Below are 16,450 nucleotides of genomic sequence, written 5' to 3' on the forward strand. Positions count from 1 at the left end.
TAAAATAGAGTATCTAAAAACAGAATAATCGGGCCGAAACAGCAAAAAGGGGTGTCAAAACCCCTTTTTGTTATTCCGCCACTTTTTCTAAATTGCCGTTACGGTCCATTTTAAATTTGGTGTTCGGTCGTTCTTCATCTTCAAACAGCACAAATTTGCGGGCGCGATTCATAATTTTCATCAACGTTTCGTAATCTTCTTGCATCGTGGTTGTATTTTCTTCTAATTCTTTTATTTTGTTCTCCAGTTCCTCTATTTTCTTTTTTAAATCATTGTTCTCTAGTTTTAATCTCTCATTCTCACTTTTTAAGGCATCTACTTGGAAGTTCGATTGATTCAGTTGTTGCAAGTAAACAATGACTTGCGATAATGTCAGGTTTTCTTGCTGACTTTGACCTATACTAGATTCCGCTTGCACTTCTTGTTGAGCTGTTACTGGAAGAGAAATTGCTTCGATTTCTTCTGGTGATGGTGTTGGTGGTTGATACAATAGTTTCTTTTTTCCACCTTGTTCTCTTCCTAGTAGTCGTTGGCGTTGTTTCCGCTGCTTTTTCGCTAGCTGCAACGCTTTTTCATAGCGATGACGAACGACCGCATTCCATCGAAAGCCACAAGCCGCCGAGGTACGGTTTAGCTTGTCACCGACTTCTTCAAACGCGTTCAACTGGGTGCTTCCTTCACGAACGTGGCGTAACACTGTTTCAGCTAACAACAAATCGTTTTCTTCTGTCCATGCATCTTGCCGAGTTTTCAATATTCTCAACTCCCTTTTTGATTATGAAACTTTCACTTTAGTTAAAGCATGGACAAAAAATAAAAAAATTATACCTTCGTGTTTCAAAAGCTAGTAGTTTTCAATTTTTCCATAGAGTGGTACGAAGCTCTATGAATTGGCAAGTGAGAAAACTTGCAAAGATGATTAATAAAATGTAAAATACCGTTTAGCTATTGAGAATCTACTTGAAAGGATTGTTTTACCATGGCAAACGAATTTCGAGTTTGCGACGATTGTCAAGCCGTTAATTTAAAGACGCTTCTTCCTAAATTAAAAAAATTAGATCCCGAAGCGACGATTGAAATTGGCTGTCAATCGTATTGTGGTCCCGGTCGTAAAAAAACGTTTGCCTTCGTCAATAACCGTCCGGTGGCTGCGTTAACGGAAGAAGAACTAATGGAAAAAATTCAAAAAAAGTTAAAAAAATAAAAAAATCGCCTTGACCTGGAAAAGGTGATTTTTTTCGCTTAGAAAACGTCCTCGCCGCATATGCTTCTCTAATTTGCGAATTATACTACTGTCATCCTTAACGTAACAGCACCTCTAGAATATAAGCAGTTCGTTCGCACCGTTTGAAAATGAAAGAATTTTTTGTTAATTTCCCGTGAATGTCGATTAAAATGTCGATATAATAGAGTCATGTTAGTGTAGGAAGAGGGTAAAAAATGGGATATGCCAACGAAAAATTAAGTGAAGAAAAAGTATTTAAAGACCCTGTTCATCGCTATGTACATGTGCGTGACCGAGTCATATGGGATTTAATTGGAACAAAAGAATTTCAACGATTGCGTCGTATTCGACAGCTTGGGACAACGTATTTAACGTTTCATGGAGCCGAACATAGCCGTTTTAACCATTCGTTAGGCGTATATGAAATTGTACGTCGAATTGTGGATGATGTATTTGACGGACGTCCGGAATGGAATCGAGAGGAACGACTGCTTTCCTTATGTGCGGCGCTGCTTCACGATTTAGGACACGGTCCGTTTTCCCATTCATTTGAAAAGGTATTTGATTTAGACCATGAACAGTTTACCCAAAAAATCATTTTAGGAAGTACAGAAGTCAATCACGTGTTATCAAAAGTGAGCGCTGACTTTCCGAAAAAAGTCGCTGAAGTCATTGCCAAAACGTATGAAAATAAACTTGTCGTTAGCCTCATTTCAAGCCAAATAGACGCTGATCGGATGGACTATTTACAACGTGATGCGTATTTTACAGGGGTTAGTTATGGTCATTTTGACATGGAACGAATTTTACGGGTCATGCGTCCGCGGGAAGACCAAGTCGTTATCAAACAAAGTGGAATGCATGCGGTGGAAGACTACATTATGAGCCGTTATCAAATGTACTGGCAAGTTTATTTCCATCCAGTAACTCGTAGTGCAGAGGTCATTTTGACAAAAATTTTACATCGTGCAAAAGAATTATATCAAAATAATTATTTGTTCCGTTATGAGCCACATCATTTTTATTCCTTGTTTGAAGGAAATGTCTCTATTGATGATTATTTAAAGCTCGATGAAGCGGTGATTTTATATTATTTCCAAATATGGCAAGAGGAACAAGACCCGATATTGTCCGACCTATGTCAACGCTTTATGGATCGAAACTTGTTTAAATACGTCGAGTTTGATCCAGCTAAAGAGTACCGAAAACATAGTGAACTTGAGGCGTTATTTATAAAAGCGGGCATAGATCCGAACTATTATTTAGTCGTCGACTCTTCTTCCGATTTACCGTACGATTTTTATCGTCCAGGAGAAGAGGAGGAGCGCCTGCCGATTCATTTATTAATGCCAAACGGAGAATTACGGGAATTATCAAGAGAATCAGACATTGTCGATGCCATTTCTGGAAAGCGTCGCACGGATCATAAATTGTATTTCCCAGATGACTTCTTGTATGACGAATCAACAAAACGAAATATTAAGCGACATATACGCGAAATTCTAGAGCTACCGTCACAAAAAAGTTGAGGGACTAATAGGGAGTAGGAGATGAAGTACAGTTGTTAAAGGAACACGCGAAGATTATGTGCGCATTAGCTGCTTCAGGTGAAATTATTGGACGAAAAAAATTTCAAAAAATGATTTATATATTAAAAAAATTATCCTTTCCGTTTCAAGAAAAATATCAATTTCATTTTTTTGGACCATACTCCGAAGAGCTCACCTTACGAATCGAAGAATTGTGTAACATGGGCTTTATTCAGGAAGTGAAAGAAAAAAAAGGCGGGTATTTTCAATATCGGTATTCACTCACGGAAGAAGGCAGCGATTTTTTATCTTTGTATGCAGTTGAGATGCCACAAATAAAGGAATGCATGGAAGATATGAACGGGCAATCGGCACGCTTTTTAGAGCTCGTTTCCACGATTCTTTACTTTGAAGAATTACCGAAAGAAGATGTGTACGAAAAAGTATTTACGTTGAAAAGTAAGCAAAAATATACGGCCGAAGAAATTGATCAAGCCTATGATTATATCGACAAGCTCAAAACAAAAGCTAAGCCCCAGTAATGGCTTAGCTTTTTTTACTAATGTTAAAGATTGAACCGCTATTCGTCACTTAATCGTTTCCCACCAACGGCATAATGGTTTTTGGACATTTCTTCAATGAACACAACGATTTTTTCTTTTGGAGCACCTGTCGTTTCACTTACCGCTTCGGTGACTTTTTCAACAAGGGCTTTTTTCTGTTCTTCTGTACGACCTTCTAACATTTTAACGGTTACATATGGCATGGAAAATCCCCCTTCTAGTACATAGACTACTTCATTAGATAAGTGTATCATAGATGGACGCTACCAAGTAATTTATTAAAATGGTATATAGGAGCTTTCCTTCTTGATATACTAGGAATAAAAGTGGGGCAAAAACTTTGGATAAAGGAGATATACTTGTGGAAGGAATACTCGGAGGTTTAGAACAGTGGTTAGCCTTTTCTCTCAATGACTTACCATATATTGCGGCGGTGTTGTTAATTGCTTTTACCGTCCACGAATTTGCCCACGCCGCAGTTGCTTACGCGTTTGGGGATGATACAGCGAAAGAAGAAGGCCGGTTAACATTAAATCCAGCAAAACATCTTGATCCGTTCGGTACATTGTTGTTGTTCTTAGCAGGCTTCGGTTGGGCGCGTCCGGTTCCGGTAAATCGGTTTAAACTGAAGCGACCGCGCCTCGGGAGCATCCTTGTATCGCTCGCTGGACCAATGAGTAATTTTCTGTTGGCCGTGCTTGGATTTCTTTTATTGTACACGTTTGCTTCATTTTCATGGGGCTGGCAAATGCCCGTTTGGATGACCCATTTTTTAGACTGGTTTATTTGGTTAAACTTAGTATTATTCGTGTTTAATTTACTTCCACTTCCACCGTTGGATGGCTATCGAATCATTGAAGACATTATGCCAACGCATATCCGCGTCAAAATGGTGGAATGGGAACAATACGGGATATTGATTTTTCTTATTCTAATTATTACCCCCCTACAAGCATATACGATTGACCCAATCTTTAACGTCGTATTAAGAGGGCTTGTCCAAGGCTTACAAACGATTTTTTTTCACCTATTTGCTTAACGGTACATAAAGACGATAAAGGAGGCCAGCTTGATGGAAAACAAAAAGAAAAAAATTGAGTTTAACATTATTAAAAGTGACCCAACGGATGGGCATGGGGGCTTTGGCATAGGTGCCTTAAGCTTAGACAATGTGACTCCAGTGATTATTGATATTGAAGAAGGAGAAGCAATGATTGACATCGGAGCAATGCATGCTCGAAGCGCTGTTGAACGCGGAATTAAATTTACGCCGAACCGTGAGGAAGCACCTGGCGGAAAACCGTATTGGCTCGTATGGGTGACGGTTGACCGCAACGAAGGAGGCCCTTATTACGCAGGAGTAACCGCGTGTGAGATGATCGTGAATCGCGAAACACGCCGAGGCTATAAATCACTCCCTGAACACGTCAATAAAATGGATAAATCGTTAAAGCGTCATATTATCGTAGATCATATGGACGAAAAGTCGAAAAAAGTATTAGCTGAATTTCTAAAAAACCATGATGAAGGCATGTGGAACCGTTCAAGTGAAGCGCTTCATAAAGGGTTATTAGTGGAATAGACAATTTTTACCAATAAATTGAACAAACTGTGACAGTTTTTCGAATTTCATTGTCAAATCTTGCTGATTGTATGAAAAAAAAGTAAACTTAAATCACAGTTACGCACATATAAAACTAGGACTGAAAAAACTCGGAGACCCTTCTCCGAGTTTTTTCATGGTCAGGAACCAAACCATTCGATAAATCGATGGAACCACGATTTATGTGGCTCCTTATCTGGACTTGATGCAGGCGCTTTTGAGTCCGCTCCATCTTCTATATGGTCGTGGCAGTAATCGGTCGGCTCTGTACCTTTTACAAAATAGGTGAGCCGAGCAACAGGACAATCTTTCGTAGCGAGTAACCCGTTATCCGGATTGACGTATACCCCAACCGTTCCTTTCGGTGGTCTAAACGTAAGAACCGGCTCATCTTTTAATGCTTGTTCCATAAATTGTACCCAGACGTTTTTGGCATATAATTTATCGGCGACTTTCGTAATTTCGTCACCTTGATCATATCCGGTCCATACCCCTGCAGTTAGTTGAGGAGCAAATCCAATCATCCAACTATCAGATTCCGTCGTACCGGACTTTCCACCGTACGGTCGGGTAATTATTTTTAAAATGGTCGTTCCCGTTACGTTTGCGTAATCGTTTAAAGACGGGTCAAACATGCCTGTCATCAAATGGGCAGTTACAAATGCGACGTTCGGGTCTAGTAATTGTTCCTTTTCCGCTTCGTATTCATAAATGATTTCCCCTTGATGATTTTCGACTTTCGTTATAAAGACGGGTGCTACTTTTTGCCCGCCGTTTGCAAACATGTTATACGCATTCGTAATTTCGATGAGACGGACACCCGACGTCCCTAATGCTAAAGAAGGAACTTGTTTCATCGGTGTTTTAATACCGAATCGTTTCGCCGTTTGGGCAAGCGTCTCTTCTCCTAAAAACAGGTGGGTTTTCACCGCATACACATTATCTGATAATGCTAATGCTTGCGCTAGCGTAATTTCATCGTGAGCGTATTTGTTATTGAAGTTATGTGGCGTGTATTCCGCCCGACCTTCGTCAAACCGAAAGGTCGTTTGTTCGCTACGCATCGTTGTACTCGGTGTAAATCCTTGTTCTAAGGCTGCATAATAAAGGAGCGGTTTAATCGTTGAGCCTGGTTGACGAATTGCTTGAACGGCGCGATTATATGGACTCTCTTTGTAGTCGCGTCCTCCGACCAATGCCGTTACGTAACCGTTATGTGGATTCATCGCAATAAAACCGATTTGAATGTCGGAATCAGGGGCGATGGTATCAGCTATCACTTGTTCGGCAATTTGTTGATGGTTCGCGATTAGCGTTGTATATACACGCAAGCCTCCCATTTCAATCGTTTGATGGTCAATACCGAGTTTTTCCTTTAATACGTATTGGACAACATCTTGAAAATAAGGAGCGATTTCAGCTTTTTGATACTGATGCTGTCCGACGATTTCTAGTGGTTCGTTAAGCGCAGCTTGTTTTTCCTCTTCCGTAATAAAACCGTTTTTTTTCATAGAAGATAGAACAATTGCCTGCCGTTCTTTGGTACGCTCATACGATACGAGGGGAGAATAATAGCTTGGGCCTTTCGGAATACTGGCTAACAGGGCCGCTTCTGCTACTGTTAATTCATCGGCGTTTTTTTGAAAGTAAAATTGGCTGGCGGCTTGAATGCCGTAAGCTCCGTGACCATAATAAATCGTATTTAAATATCCTTCTAAAATATCTTTTTTAGTATAGTTCATTTCTAAACGAATGGTGTAAAACGCTTCTTTCAGTTTCCGCATCCAAGTTTTTTCATGACCTAAAAATAAATTGCGGGCGTATTGTTGGGTAATCGTACTTGCCCCTTGTACTTTCGCCATCGCTTTTACATCGGCAATAATCGCCCCGGCCATTCGTTTATAGTCAAAACCGTGGTGATCGTAAAAATTTTTATCTTCGATGGAGATGGTTGCTTGAATGACGTTGGAGGAAATATCTTCTAATGGAACCCAGTATCGTTTTTGTCCGTTATGACTTTCACCGATAATGTCCCCCTCTGATGAAAAATATAGATTCGACTGAGGGACGGCAAGTGGTGGGGCACCTAAAATTTTGGCATACACAAAGACACCTATCATAAAAAGGAATACCATGAACAACGAAAGTAAAGAAATAATTACGACTGCCCTTAAATATTTAATCGTTTTATGAAAACGTTCGTAGGCCATCGGTTCCACGAGGGCCACCTCCATTTATAAAATCAAAGTAATTTTTAACAATACGACCATTTATTTCTTAATTGTTAGTATGAAAAAAAAAGTGCAATTTTAAACGTATCTAGGAAAATATAGTTGAACGAATCGAACGTTTACGGGTTTTTGTGCCTACGAATCTTCTTTGATTCAGACACCATCTAGAGGTGGGGATTTGCTGGATAAATTTTTCTTGAAATTTTGCTAAATTCCACTATACTTTTTCTCATGTTTGTATTTATGATGTTAGGGAAGGATATGAAGGGAACGTCCCTCTTTTCGTAATGCATGTAAGTTTTGGTTTTGGGACAAATATACAATGATGAAAGAAAGGAAGAATACATATGGGAGGACTTTGGTTTACAGAAAAGCAAACAGAAAATTTTGGTATTACAATGAAAGTGAATCGCACTTTACATACAGAACAAACAGATTTCCAAAAGCTTGATATGGTAGAAACCGCAGAATGGGGCAACATGCTTTTATTAGATGGCATGGTAATGACGTCTCAAAAAGATGAATTTGTGTATCATGAAATGGTTGCTCACGTCCCATTATTTACGCATCCAAACCCAGAAAACGTGCTTGTCGTTGGTGGTGGCGACGGCGGTGTGATCCGCGAAGTGCTGAAACATCCAAGTGTAAAAAAAGCAACGCTTGTTGAAATTGATGGGAAGGTTATTGAGTATTCGAAAAAGTTTTTACCAGAAATCGCTGGCGAGTTAGATAACGAACGTGTGGAGGTAAAAGTAGACGACGGCTTTATGCACATCGCTCAAAGTGAGAACGAATACGATGTGATTATGGTGGACTCTACAGAACCGGTAGGACCTGCGGTAAACTTATTTACAAAAGGGTTTTATGCAGGTATTGCCAAAGCGCTTAAAGAGGATGGTATTTTCGTAGCCCAAACGGACAACCCTTGGTTTAAAGCTGACTTAATCCGTAACGTTCAACGCGATGTGCGTGAAATTTTCCCAATCACTCGTTTATATATTGCGAACATTCCAACGTATCCAAGCGGTATGTGGACGTTTACATTAGGTTCTAAAAAATATGATCCACTAGAAGTAGCGGACGAGCGCTTCCATGACATTGACACGAAGTACTATACAAAAGAATTGCACAAAGCAGCGTTCGTTTTACCGAAATTCGTGAAAGACTTAACTGAGTAATTGTATAGTCCATAGATGGAGGATGATGCGCATGCGATTTGATGAAGCGTATTCAGGAAACGTATTTATTAAAAGCCACCCAAGTTACGAAGAAAGTCAAGCGGTCATTTACGGGATGCCAATGGACTGGACGGTAAGCTATCGTCCAGGTTCTCGTTTCGGTCCTGCGCGTATTCGGGAAGTATCGATTGGACTTGAAGAGTATAGTCCTTATTTAGACCGTGAATTAGAAGAAGTGAAATATTTTGATGCAGGTGACATTCCGTTGCCGTTCGGTAACGCAGAGCGCAGTCTTGAACTCATTGAAGAATTTGTCGACAAAGTGTTAGCGGACGGGAAGTTCCCATTAGGATTAGGGGGAGAACATTTAGTTTCTTGGCCGGTTATTAAAGCGATGTACAAAAAGTATCCTGATTTAGCCATTATTCATATGGATGCACACACGGATTTACGGACCGATTACGAAGGAGAGCCTCTATCTCATGCCACACCAATTCGTAAGGCAGCGGAGTTAATGGGTCCTGAAAACGTCTATTCATTCGGTATCCGTTCTGGAATGAAGGAAGAGTTCGAATGGGCGAAAGAAAACGGAATGTATATCGCGAAGTTTGAGGTATTAAAGCCGTTAAAAGAAGTGTTACCGAAATTAAAAGGGAGACCGGTTTATGTAACCATTGATATCGACGTATTAGACCCAGCTCACGCTCCTGGAACAGGGACGGTTGATAGCGGAGGAATTACTTCGAAAGAGTTACTTGCTTCTATTCACGAGATTGCGCGTTCTGAAGTCAACGTTGTGGGAGCCGATCTTGTGGAAGTCGCACCGATTTATGATCACTCTGAACAAACAGCCAATACCGCAAGTAAGCTGATTCGAGAAATGATTTTAGGATGGATTAAGTAAGTAGGCGAATCCTTTCCATCAATTTAGGTGGAAAGGATTCCGTTATTTCTCATGAATGTTTTATAATAATACATATTCCAAAATGAGAAGACGTTAGGGAGACGATGAATGGTCCATCCGTTGTCGGAACATGTTTTAACTTATCGGGGGATGCCCCGATATTATTTTGTCAGGCAAAGGGTGTGAACGATGGCACAACAAACACATACTCCCGTAAAAATTGAACTAAAAACAACCGTATGGCAAGATGGTGAACAAGAAACTTTTGAATTAGTCCTTTTTGGTCGATATTATAAAAAAGAAGACGCAATTTACTTACAATACGAAGAAGTGCAAGAAGAAGGTACGATTCATTCGGTTGTCAAAGTAAAAGAATATGAAGCGGTCATCTTACGAAAAGGGGCCGTGAACATGCGTATGTCTTTTTCCAAAAAGGAAGAAATGCCTGGATCATATGAAAGCCCGTTTGGTACGATGTTATTAACAACGAAAACGGACGTCCTTTCCTGGGAACAAAACGAAGAGGATACCTTAGAGGGAGCCATTCGGTTAAAATACCATCTTCATAGTCATGGATCCTACGTGGGGACGTATGATTTATCCATTACGTATAAGGAGGCGAAATCGTCCAAATGAACATTGTTGAACAAGTGGAGCATACGTTAAAGGAAGCGATTAAAAATGCGGTTGTGGCTGCTGGACTGGCAACAGAAGAACAATTACCAGAGGTTCTATTAGAAAAACCGAAAGAAAAATCACACGGGGACTATTCAACGAATATGGCAATGCAATTAGCTCGAATTGCGAAAAAAGCACCTCGAATGATTGCGGAAGATATTGTGCAACACCTCGATCAACAACAAGCATCGATTGAAAATATCGAAATTGCTGGTCCAGGATTTATTAACTTTTTCATGAATAATCAATACTTAACGAACTTAATTCCTACGATTTTAGAACAAGGCGATCGCTACGGTGAATCCAATGCCGGACAAGGTCAAAAAGTACAAGTGGAGTTCGTATCCGCTAACCCGACTGGTGACTTACACTTAGGACATGCTCGTGGCGCGGCAGTTGGTGATTCATTATGTAACGTGTTAGAAAAAGCAGGATACGACGTCACTCGTGAATACTATATTAACGATGCCGGAAACCAAATTCACAACTTAGCTCTTTCTGTGGAAGCGCGCTATTTCCAAGCGTTAGGATACGACAAAGAAATGCCTGAAGACGGTTATCACGGGGAAGACATCGTTCAAATCGGAAAACGGTTAGCGGAAGAGTTTGGTGATCGCTACATCCATGCCGATGAAAAAGAGCGGTACGAATTTTTCCGGGAATACGGTTTAAAATATGAGTTAGAAAAATTACAAAAAGACTTGGAAATGTTCCGTGTACGGTTTGATGTTTGGTATTCCGAAACGTCTCTTTATCATAACGGAAAAATCGATGAAGCCTTACGTGTACTTCGTGAAAATGGACATGTGTACGAGAAAGATGGAGCGACATGGTTCCGTTCCACAACATTTGGTGACGACAAAGACCGCGTGTTAATTAAAAACGACGGTTCGTATACGTATTTAACGCCAGATATTGCGTATCATAAAGATAAATTCGAGCGTGGATTTGAAAAAGTGATTAACATTTGGGGAGCGGATCACCACGGATACATTCCACGTATGAAAGCAGCCATTGAGGCGCTTGGATTTAATCCAGATAACTTAGAAGTTGAAGTTATCCAACTCGTTCACCTCTTCAAAAACGGCGAAAAAGTAAAAATGAGTAAGCGTACAGGAAAAGCGGTTACGATGCGCGAGCTAGTGGAAGAGGTAGGATTAGATGCTGTTCGCTATTTCTTTGCTATGCGCAGCGGCGATACGCACATGGATTTTGACCTTGATTTAGCAGTTTCTCAGTCTAACGAAAATCCTGTGTATTATGCTCAATATGCGCATGCACGTATTTGCAGCATTTTGCGCCAAGGCGAAGAAATGGGCATTACGATTGACCAAGAGACCGATTTATCTGTTATCGGTTCTGAAAAAGAATTAGACGTCTTGAAAAAACTTGGGGAATTCCCACAAGTCATTGCCGATGCTGCAGAAAAACGTACTCCTCACCGTGTTGCTCTTTATATTAATGATTTGGCGTCCACGTTCCACAGCTTCTACAATGCGGAAAAAGTCTTAGATGAGGAACAAATGGATCGCACAAAAGCTCGTTTGGCACTTGTTAAAGCTGTTCAAATTACGTTACGTAATGCGTTAGCTCTCATCGGTGTTTCTGCTCCTGAGAAAATGTAATGTCACGGAGGGAACCTTTTGAAAGAAATCATTTTCGCCTTATTGACCGGATTTTTCGTTGGTTTCATTTTTGCCATGTTCCGCTTACCGATTCCAGCACCTCCCGCTTTAGCTGGAATTATGGGGATTGTTGGCATTTACTTAGGTTTTAAAGCATTTGAAATCGTTGGTCCAGTCATAAGCAATTTGTTGAAGTAGGAAAAAAGTGAGCACTTCTGATGGAAGTCGCTCACTTTTTCTTTATGATATGGTGTTTGGTGGATAAACGGATATTGCGCTTTATAAGAGGTATTCTACGTGCAAAAACGCGTTATTGAAGTGCAAATATTTTTAAATGGATTCAAAAAAATCCAGTTCGATGTAAAGCATTGAACTAGAGCAAAAAACGTCGTCAAAAGGTGTCTTATATATGAAAAATCCACTATTTCCCTTCAAAAAAATATATTTTTCAAAACCGACATACATCGGTCATTTTTTCCTCATTTTTAGTTCGCAATAATAAAAGCGGTCGTATGTCACATATGAACCTCGTGTTGAAAACGGAACGGCTTCTTGAAACAGCGGCCCATCAAACACAAAGGAATGAAACTCCCCGTTTTCACCGCACGGATCGACCTCATCTGGTAGCTCATGGATGAACGATGTGTCATATTCACGGCCTAAAAACTCTGGTGACAACTGTTCTGAATCGACACATATCACTTTCGCTTGATACCCCAACCGGATAAAATCCGCTGCGAGGCTTTTTGTTTCTTTTCCCCACAATGGAAAAATAGGGGTCAGTCCCATTCGTGCCATCTGCTGTTCCCGATACGAACGAATATCTTCCAAAAACAAATCTCCGAACGCAACGTGAGTAATACTTCGTTCTTTCAGCTGTTCTAATGCGTCTTTCATCGTCCGTTCATACGTGTCATTATCATAAGGTGGACGTAGCCAAATCGGGAACAGTTCGAGTCGCAACCGCTTTGCTTGCGCTTCCATTAATTCAAACGGAATGTGATGCATCATCACTTTTTTTGTCACTTCATCAAACGTAGTAATAAGAACAACCGGTTCGCACTTGTCTTTTAACGTATGGAGCATCATCATACTATCGCGACCGCCGCTCCATGAAAGAGCTATTTTCATCGCCATCCCCCTTTTGTTAAAAGTGTATCAGGAAAACATGGGGGAGCCAATGAGTCTATAACCATGGGGTCACAAGTTGGGCTGTCCATTCTTTTACTTTTGTTTTAAAGCCGACTTGTAAATCGGTATCGGTTAAAATATGAGCAAGCAGCAAATCTCTATGGATATAGTCCTTTACGGTTTGAATGAACGCTTTATCATAGATAAAGCAATTGAGCTCGTGATTCAGATTCATGCTTCGAACGTCGAAGTTTGCTGATCCAATATCCATTACTTTATCGTCAATGATCACTACTTTCCCGTGATAAAACCCTTTAACGTATTGATAAATGGTGACATTTTCATACGGTAATAGAACTCGGAAATACCGATAGCTAGCTTCTTTAACTAACATGTGATCCGAATGAAACGGGACGAGAATCGTCAGCTGAACCCCGCGGCGTACAGCCCCTATTAACGCACGAAATACTTTTTCGCTTGGAACAAAATAAGGGGAGCCAATAAATATGCTATTCTTTGCCCGTTGAATAGATGACCTGAACGCTTCTTCAACTTGATTCCCACCAGATGGGACTATTTGATGAGAAATTGGTCCCTTAGGTAAAGGAGGGAACAAAGAAGGTTCTTCCCATAACTGTTCATTCGTTTCACGGTACCAATCGTATAAAAATTCTGTTTGTAAATCAGCCACACCTTCCCCTTCCAATCGTATATGATAATCTCGCCATGGTGTTAATGTAGGATGCTGATTTACATATTCCTTTCCGATATTAAACCCACCTAAATACCCAATCGAACCGTCTATGACCGCAATTTTACGGTGATTTCGTTGGTGCAAAGTATACAAATAAAATGGAAATCGTGGTCGGTGGCAGTAGGAGAAGTGAACGCCAGCAGATTCTAATTCGTTAATCCACGTTCTTGATAAAGGGAAGCATCCTACCCAATCAAGAAGAAGACGTACGGTCACTCCTTCTTTTGCCTTCCGCTTTAATCGAATGAGAAAGTCCCGGCTCGTTTCATCCGTTTTGACAATATAAAAAAGGACATGAATACTTGATTTCGCTTGTTCAATATCACGGAAAAGTTGTTCGAATAATTCCTCTCCCTCGCCAATAAACGTTATTTGACTTTGTCGCATTGGATAGGAACGTTTCTTCATTTTGTTAAAATAACGTTTTTTTCCTATAGAGTAATCTAAATACCCCCAACTAACGATGATAAGAACCAAGATGATTAAAATGAAAAAAATGTTCATAATGCTCCCTCTCTTCTAGTTTCAGTACAGTTAGATTACCCTTCAATATTAGAAAATATAAACGTCAGTCTTACTATTAAAATGTTAAATTTTATGAAAATAAATAATGTTAAAAATATTTTATTGAAAAAATATTGACTGAATGCTCATTCATTATATAATGGAAATAAGGAAACTTTCTGAAAAATAAAATAGTTAATAAAAGTCAATCAAAGGGGGAGAGTCGGATGACGTTACGGAAAGGAGTGGAGAGAAGGTCATGAACGGTTTGCAATGGATCAACCTAATTGCCTTTTTACTCGTTACCGCTTATGCTGTTGGATTATTTATATATGTGGTTCGTACTAGGATTCAATTTATTAAACTAGGAAAAAAAGTTGAATTTGATAATCGAGTCAAAGAGCGTTTAGAAAAAATTTGGGTGAACGTGTTTGGACAGAAAAAGCTCTTAAAGGATAAAAAGAGTGGTGCCATCCACGTCATGTTCTTCTATGGATTTATTCTTGTTCAGTTTGGTGCCATCGATTTTATTTGGAAGGGAATTGTACCTGGTTCTCACCTTCCTTTAGGTCCGTTGTATCCAGGGTTTACCTTTTTCCAAGAGTTAGTTACGTTAATGATTTTATTTGCTGTTTGTTGGGCGTTCTATCGTCGCTATATCGAGAAATTAGTCCGATTAAAGCGCGGTTTTAAATCTGGATTAGTTTTACTCTTTATTGGCGGGCTAATGTTATCTGTTCTATTAGGAAACGGAATGAGCATCATTTGGCACGGTGAAGAACTGACATGGACTGAACCAGTGGCATCGGTCATTGCCTTCGCCTTTGGTTGGATAGGTGAAACCGCATCGATTGTCGTATTTTATATTACTTGGTGGATCCACTTATTATTACTCTTGGCGTTTTTAGTTTACGTTCCACAATCAAAGCACGCGCACTTAATTGCCGGACCAGCGAATGTTTACTTTCATCGCCTTGATGCACCAGGGAAACTTCGTCCGATTGATTTTGAAGACGAAACCCAAGAAACATTTGGGGTAGGGAAGATTACCGACTTTACGCAACTGCAACTCATTGATTTATACGCCTGTGTCGAATGTGGGCGCTGTACGAATATGTGTCCAGCGACAGGAACCGGAAAAATGCTTTCACCAATGGATTTAATCGTAAAGCTTCGTAATCATTTAACGGACTACGGAGCAGCTGTCACATCAAAACAACCTTGGGTTCCAACATTTGCGTTCCGGAATACAAAAGGGAATCAGCTGGCGCTTGCTTCAGCCACTCAAGGTGCACAAGAGGTTGCAGCTACTTACGGGGAAGAAGTTAGTTTAATCGGGGATGTCATTACGGAAGAAGAAATTTGGGCATGTACAACGTGTCGTAACTGTGAAGACCAATGTCCAGTCATGAACGAGCACGTCGATAAAATTATTGACTTACGCCGTTACCTCGTATTAACAGAAGGAAAAATGAATCCAGATGCTCAACGTGCGATGCAAAACATTGAGCGTCAAGGAAATCCGTGGGGTCTGAATCGAAAAGAACGGGAAAATTGGCGTGACGCTCGTGAAGATGTATACGTACCGACAGTAAAAGAATTAAAGAAACAAGGAGAAGAATTTGAGTACTTGTTCTGGGTTGGCTCGATGGGTTCCTTTGATAACCGTAGCCAAAAAATTGCGTTATCCTTTGCCAAACTATTAAACGAAGCAGGCGTGAAATTTGCCATTCTCGGAAACAAAGAGAAAAACTCTGGAGATACGCCACGTCGCTTAGGAAACGAATTTTTATTCCAAGAGCTGGCACAGCAAAACATCGCGGAATTTGAAAAGAACGGCGTAAAGAAAATCGTCACAATCGACCCACATGCTTACAACACCTTTAAAAACGAGTATCCAGATTTCGGATTAGATGCAGAAGTTTACCACCATACCGAACTTCTTGCGAAACTCGTCAAAGAAGGGCGTCTTGTGCCGAAGTATGAAGTGAACGAAACGATTACATTCCACGACTCTTGCTATTTAGGTCGTTACAACGAAGTATATGATCCACCACGGGAAATTTTAAAAGCGATTCCAGGTGTAAAATTAGTGGAAATGGAACGAAACCGCGAAACAGGCATGTGCTGTGGTGCCGGCGGTGGACTCATGTGGATGGAAGAAGATACGGGTCATCGCGTCAACGTGGCTCGTACCGAACAAGCTTTAGCCGTTAACCCAAGTATCATTAGCTCTGGATGTCCATACTGCCTCACGATGCTTTCCGATGGAACAAAAGCGAAAGAAGTCGAAGATACAGTGAAAACGTACGACGTCGCCGAGTTGCTTGAAAAAGCAGTTTGTGGCGATGAACATCAACGACTTGCGATGTAATGGTCCAATACAACCAATATGGGAAATAAACGCTCCGTGAACCATTTACTTGGTTCACGGGCGTTTATCTAAAACAATGTTAGTAAGAATTTTTTGTAAAGTGTTTCAATTTTGATAATTCTACCTTACAATAAGGAAGTAGATAAGTAGA

Annotated in this window: 16 protein-coding genes; 11 read left to right on the forward strand and 5 right to left on the reverse strand. The window is 40.3% G+C overall.

The window, feature by feature from the left end; translation table 11 throughout:
- Nucleotides 1–70 precede the first annotated feature (70 nt).
- Entirely contained in the window at nucleotides 71–757 is a 687-nt protein-coding gene (locus H0Z31_00530) for an RsfA family transcriptional regulator (GenBank protein ID MBO8175921.1), read from the reverse strand.
- 222 nt (nucleotides 758–979) lie between these two features.
- Between H0Z31_00530 and H0Z31_00535 the strand changes: the two genes are divergently transcribed.
- From H0Z31_00535 to H0Z31_00545, 3 genes are all read left to right on the forward strand, one after another.
- Entirely contained in the window at nucleotides 980–1,204 is a 225-nt protein-coding gene (locus tag H0Z31_00535) for a DUF1450 domain-containing protein (protein ID MBO8175922.1), read from the forward strand.
- 236 nt (nucleotides 1,205–1,440) lie between these two features.
- Nucleotides 1,441–2,754, forward strand: a complete 1,314-nt coding sequence (locus tag H0Z31_00540; protein MBO8175923.1) for an HD domain-containing protein — start codon at nucleotides 1,441–1,443, stop codon at nucleotides 2,752–2,754.
- Between the two features lie 32 nt (nucleotides 2,755–2,786).
- Nucleotides 2,787–3,296, forward strand: coding sequence for a YwgA family protein (locus H0Z31_00545; GenBank protein ID MBO8175924.1), 510 nt, complete (start codon nucleotides 2,787–2,789; stop codon nucleotides 3,294–3,296).
- Nucleotides 3,297–3,334: 38 nt separating this feature from the next.
- On the opposite strand, the gene H0Z31_00550 is transcribed toward H0Z31_00545, so the two are convergent.
- Nucleotides 3,335–3,520: a 4-oxalocrotonate tautomerase gene (locus H0Z31_00550; protein ID MBO8175925.1), complete on the reverse strand. Its 186-nt coding sequence runs from the start codon at nucleotides 3,518–3,520 to the stop codon at nucleotides 3,335–3,337.
- A gap of 167 nt (nucleotides 3,521–3,687) precedes the next feature.
- Between H0Z31_00550 and H0Z31_00555 the strand changes: the two genes are divergently transcribed.
- Both H0Z31_00555 and H0Z31_00560 read left to right on the forward strand, forming a co-directional pair.
- Nucleotides 3,688–4,356, forward strand: coding sequence for a site-2 protease family protein (locus H0Z31_00555; GenBank protein ID MBO8175926.1), 669 nt, complete (start codon nucleotides 3,688–3,690; stop codon nucleotides 4,354–4,356).
- Nucleotides 4,357–4,386: 30 nt separating this feature from the next.
- The gene (locus H0Z31_00560) at nucleotides 4,387–4,899 is read left to right on the forward strand and encodes a YwhD family protein (protein ID MBO8175927.1); all 513 of its coding nucleotides are present in this window, start codon (nucleotides 4,387–4,389) and stop codon (nucleotides 4,897–4,899) included.
- 161 nt (nucleotides 4,900–5,060) lie between these two features.
- Here the strand turns inward: H0Z31_00560 and H0Z31_00565 are convergent, their stop codons facing one another.
- A complete protein-coding gene (locus H0Z31_00565; GenBank protein ID MBO8175928.1) occupies nucleotides 5,061–7,154 on the reverse strand; it encodes a penicillin-binding protein in 2,094 nt (697 codons plus the stop codon).
- A gap of 344 nt (nucleotides 7,155–7,498) precedes the next feature.
- Here H0Z31_00565 and speE point away from each other — a divergent pair, with 344 nt between their 5' ends.
- The 5 genes from speE to H0Z31_00590 all read left to right on the forward strand — a co-directional run bounded on the left by speE (nucleotide 7,499) and on the right by H0Z31_00590 (nucleotide 11,734).
- On the forward strand, nucleotides 7,499–8,329 hold the full coding sequence (gene speE / locus H0Z31_00570) for a spermidine synthase (protein MBO8175929.1): 831 nt from the start codon (nucleotides 7,499–7,501) through the stop codon (nucleotides 8,327–8,329).
- Between the two features lie 31 nt (nucleotides 8,330–8,360).
- A complete protein-coding gene (speB, locus tag H0Z31_00575; protein ID MBO8175930.1) occupies nucleotides 8,361–9,233 on the forward strand; it encodes an agmatinase in 873 nt (290 codons plus the stop codon).
- 189 nt (nucleotides 9,234–9,422) lie between these two features.
- Nucleotides 9,423–9,869, forward strand: coding sequence for a DUF1934 domain-containing protein (locus tag H0Z31_00580; GenBank protein MBO8175931.1), 447 nt, complete (start codon nucleotides 9,423–9,425; stop codon nucleotides 9,867–9,869).
- The gene (locus tag H0Z31_00585) at nucleotides 9,866–11,536 is read left to right on the forward strand and encodes an arginine--tRNA ligase (GenBank protein ID MBO8175932.1); all 1,671 of its coding nucleotides are present in this window, start codon (nucleotides 9,866–9,868) and stop codon (nucleotides 11,534–11,536) included. The genes H0Z31_00580 and H0Z31_00585 overlap by 4 nt, the downstream gene beginning before the upstream one ends.
- Nucleotides 11,537–11,554: 18 nt before the next feature.
- The gene (locus H0Z31_00590) at nucleotides 11,555–11,734 is read left to right on the forward strand and encodes a DUF1427 family protein (GenBank protein ID MBO8175933.1); all 180 of its coding nucleotides are present in this window, start codon (nucleotides 11,555–11,557) and stop codon (nucleotides 11,732–11,734) included.
- Nucleotides 11,735–12,004: 270 nt separating this feature from the next.
- Here H0Z31_00590 and H0Z31_00595 read toward each other — a convergent pair whose 3' ends face one another.
- The gene (locus tag H0Z31_00595; protein ID MBO8175934.1) at nucleotides 12,005–12,667 is read right to left on the reverse strand and encodes a diphthine--ammonia ligase; all 663 of its coding nucleotides are present in this window, start codon (nucleotides 12,665–12,667) and stop codon (nucleotides 12,005–12,007) included.
- Between the two features lie 55 nt (nucleotides 12,668–12,722).
- A complete protein-coding gene (gene cls / locus H0Z31_00600) occupies nucleotides 12,723–13,919 on the reverse strand; it encodes a cardiolipin synthase (GenBank protein MBO8175935.1) in 1,197 nt (398 codons plus the stop codon).
- A gap of 265 nt (nucleotides 13,920–14,184) precedes the next feature.
- Here cls and H0Z31_00605 point away from each other — a divergent pair, with 265 nt between their 5' ends.
- Entirely contained in the window at nucleotides 14,185–16,299 is a 2,115-nt protein-coding gene (locus H0Z31_00605) for a 4Fe-4S dicluster domain-containing protein (protein MBO8175936.1), read from the forward strand.
- The last annotated feature ends 151 nt before the right edge of the window (nucleotides 16,300–16,450 follow it).

The organism is Bacillus sp. (in: firmicutes), from assembly GCA_017656295.1.
Classification (GTDB): domain Bacteria; phylum Bacillota; class Bacilli; order Bacillales; family JACDOC01; genus JACDOC01.

What these genes read in the sequence shown, in the direction of transcription:
- speB (MBO8175930.1), top strand. Translation starts at nt 8,361, where the DNA reads ATGCGATTTGATGAAGCGTATTCAGGAAACGTATTTATTAAAAGCCAC.
- H0Z31_00550 (MBO8175925.1), bottom strand. Translation starts at nt 3,520, where the DNA reads ATGCCATATGTAACCGTTAAAATGTTAGAAGGTCGTACAGAAGAACAG.
- H0Z31_00565 (MBO8175928.1), bottom strand. Translation starts at nt 7,154, where the DNA reads ATGGAGGTGGCCCTCGTGGAACCGATGGCCTACGAACGTTTTCATAAA.
- H0Z31_00580 (MBO8175931.1), top strand. Translation starts at nt 9,423, where the DNA reads ATGGCACAACAAACACATACTCCCGTAAAAATTGAACTAAAAACAACC.
- H0Z31_00535 (MBO8175922.1), top strand. Translation starts at nt 980, where the DNA reads ATGGCAAACGAATTTCGAGTTTGCGACGATTGTCAAGCCGTTAATTTA.
- H0Z31_00595 (MBO8175934.1), bottom strand. Translation starts at nt 12,667, where the DNA reads ATGAAAATAGCTCTTTCATGGAGCGGCGGTCGCGATAGTATGATGATG.
- H0Z31_00605 (MBO8175936.1), top strand. Translation starts at nt 14,185, where the DNA reads ATGAACGGTTTGCAATGGATCAACCTAATTGCCTTTTTACTCGTTACC.
- speE (MBO8175929.1), top strand. Translation starts at nt 7,499, where the DNA reads ATGGGAGGACTTTGGTTTACAGAAAAGCAAACAGAAAATTTTGGTATT.
- H0Z31_00540 (MBO8175923.1), top strand. Translation starts at nt 1,441, where the DNA reads ATGGGATATGCCAACGAAAAATTAAGTGAAGAAAAAGTATTTAAAGAC.
- H0Z31_00585 (MBO8175932.1), top strand. Translation starts at nt 9,866, where the DNA reads ATGAACATTGTTGAACAAGTGGAGCATACGTTAAAGGAAGCGATTAAA.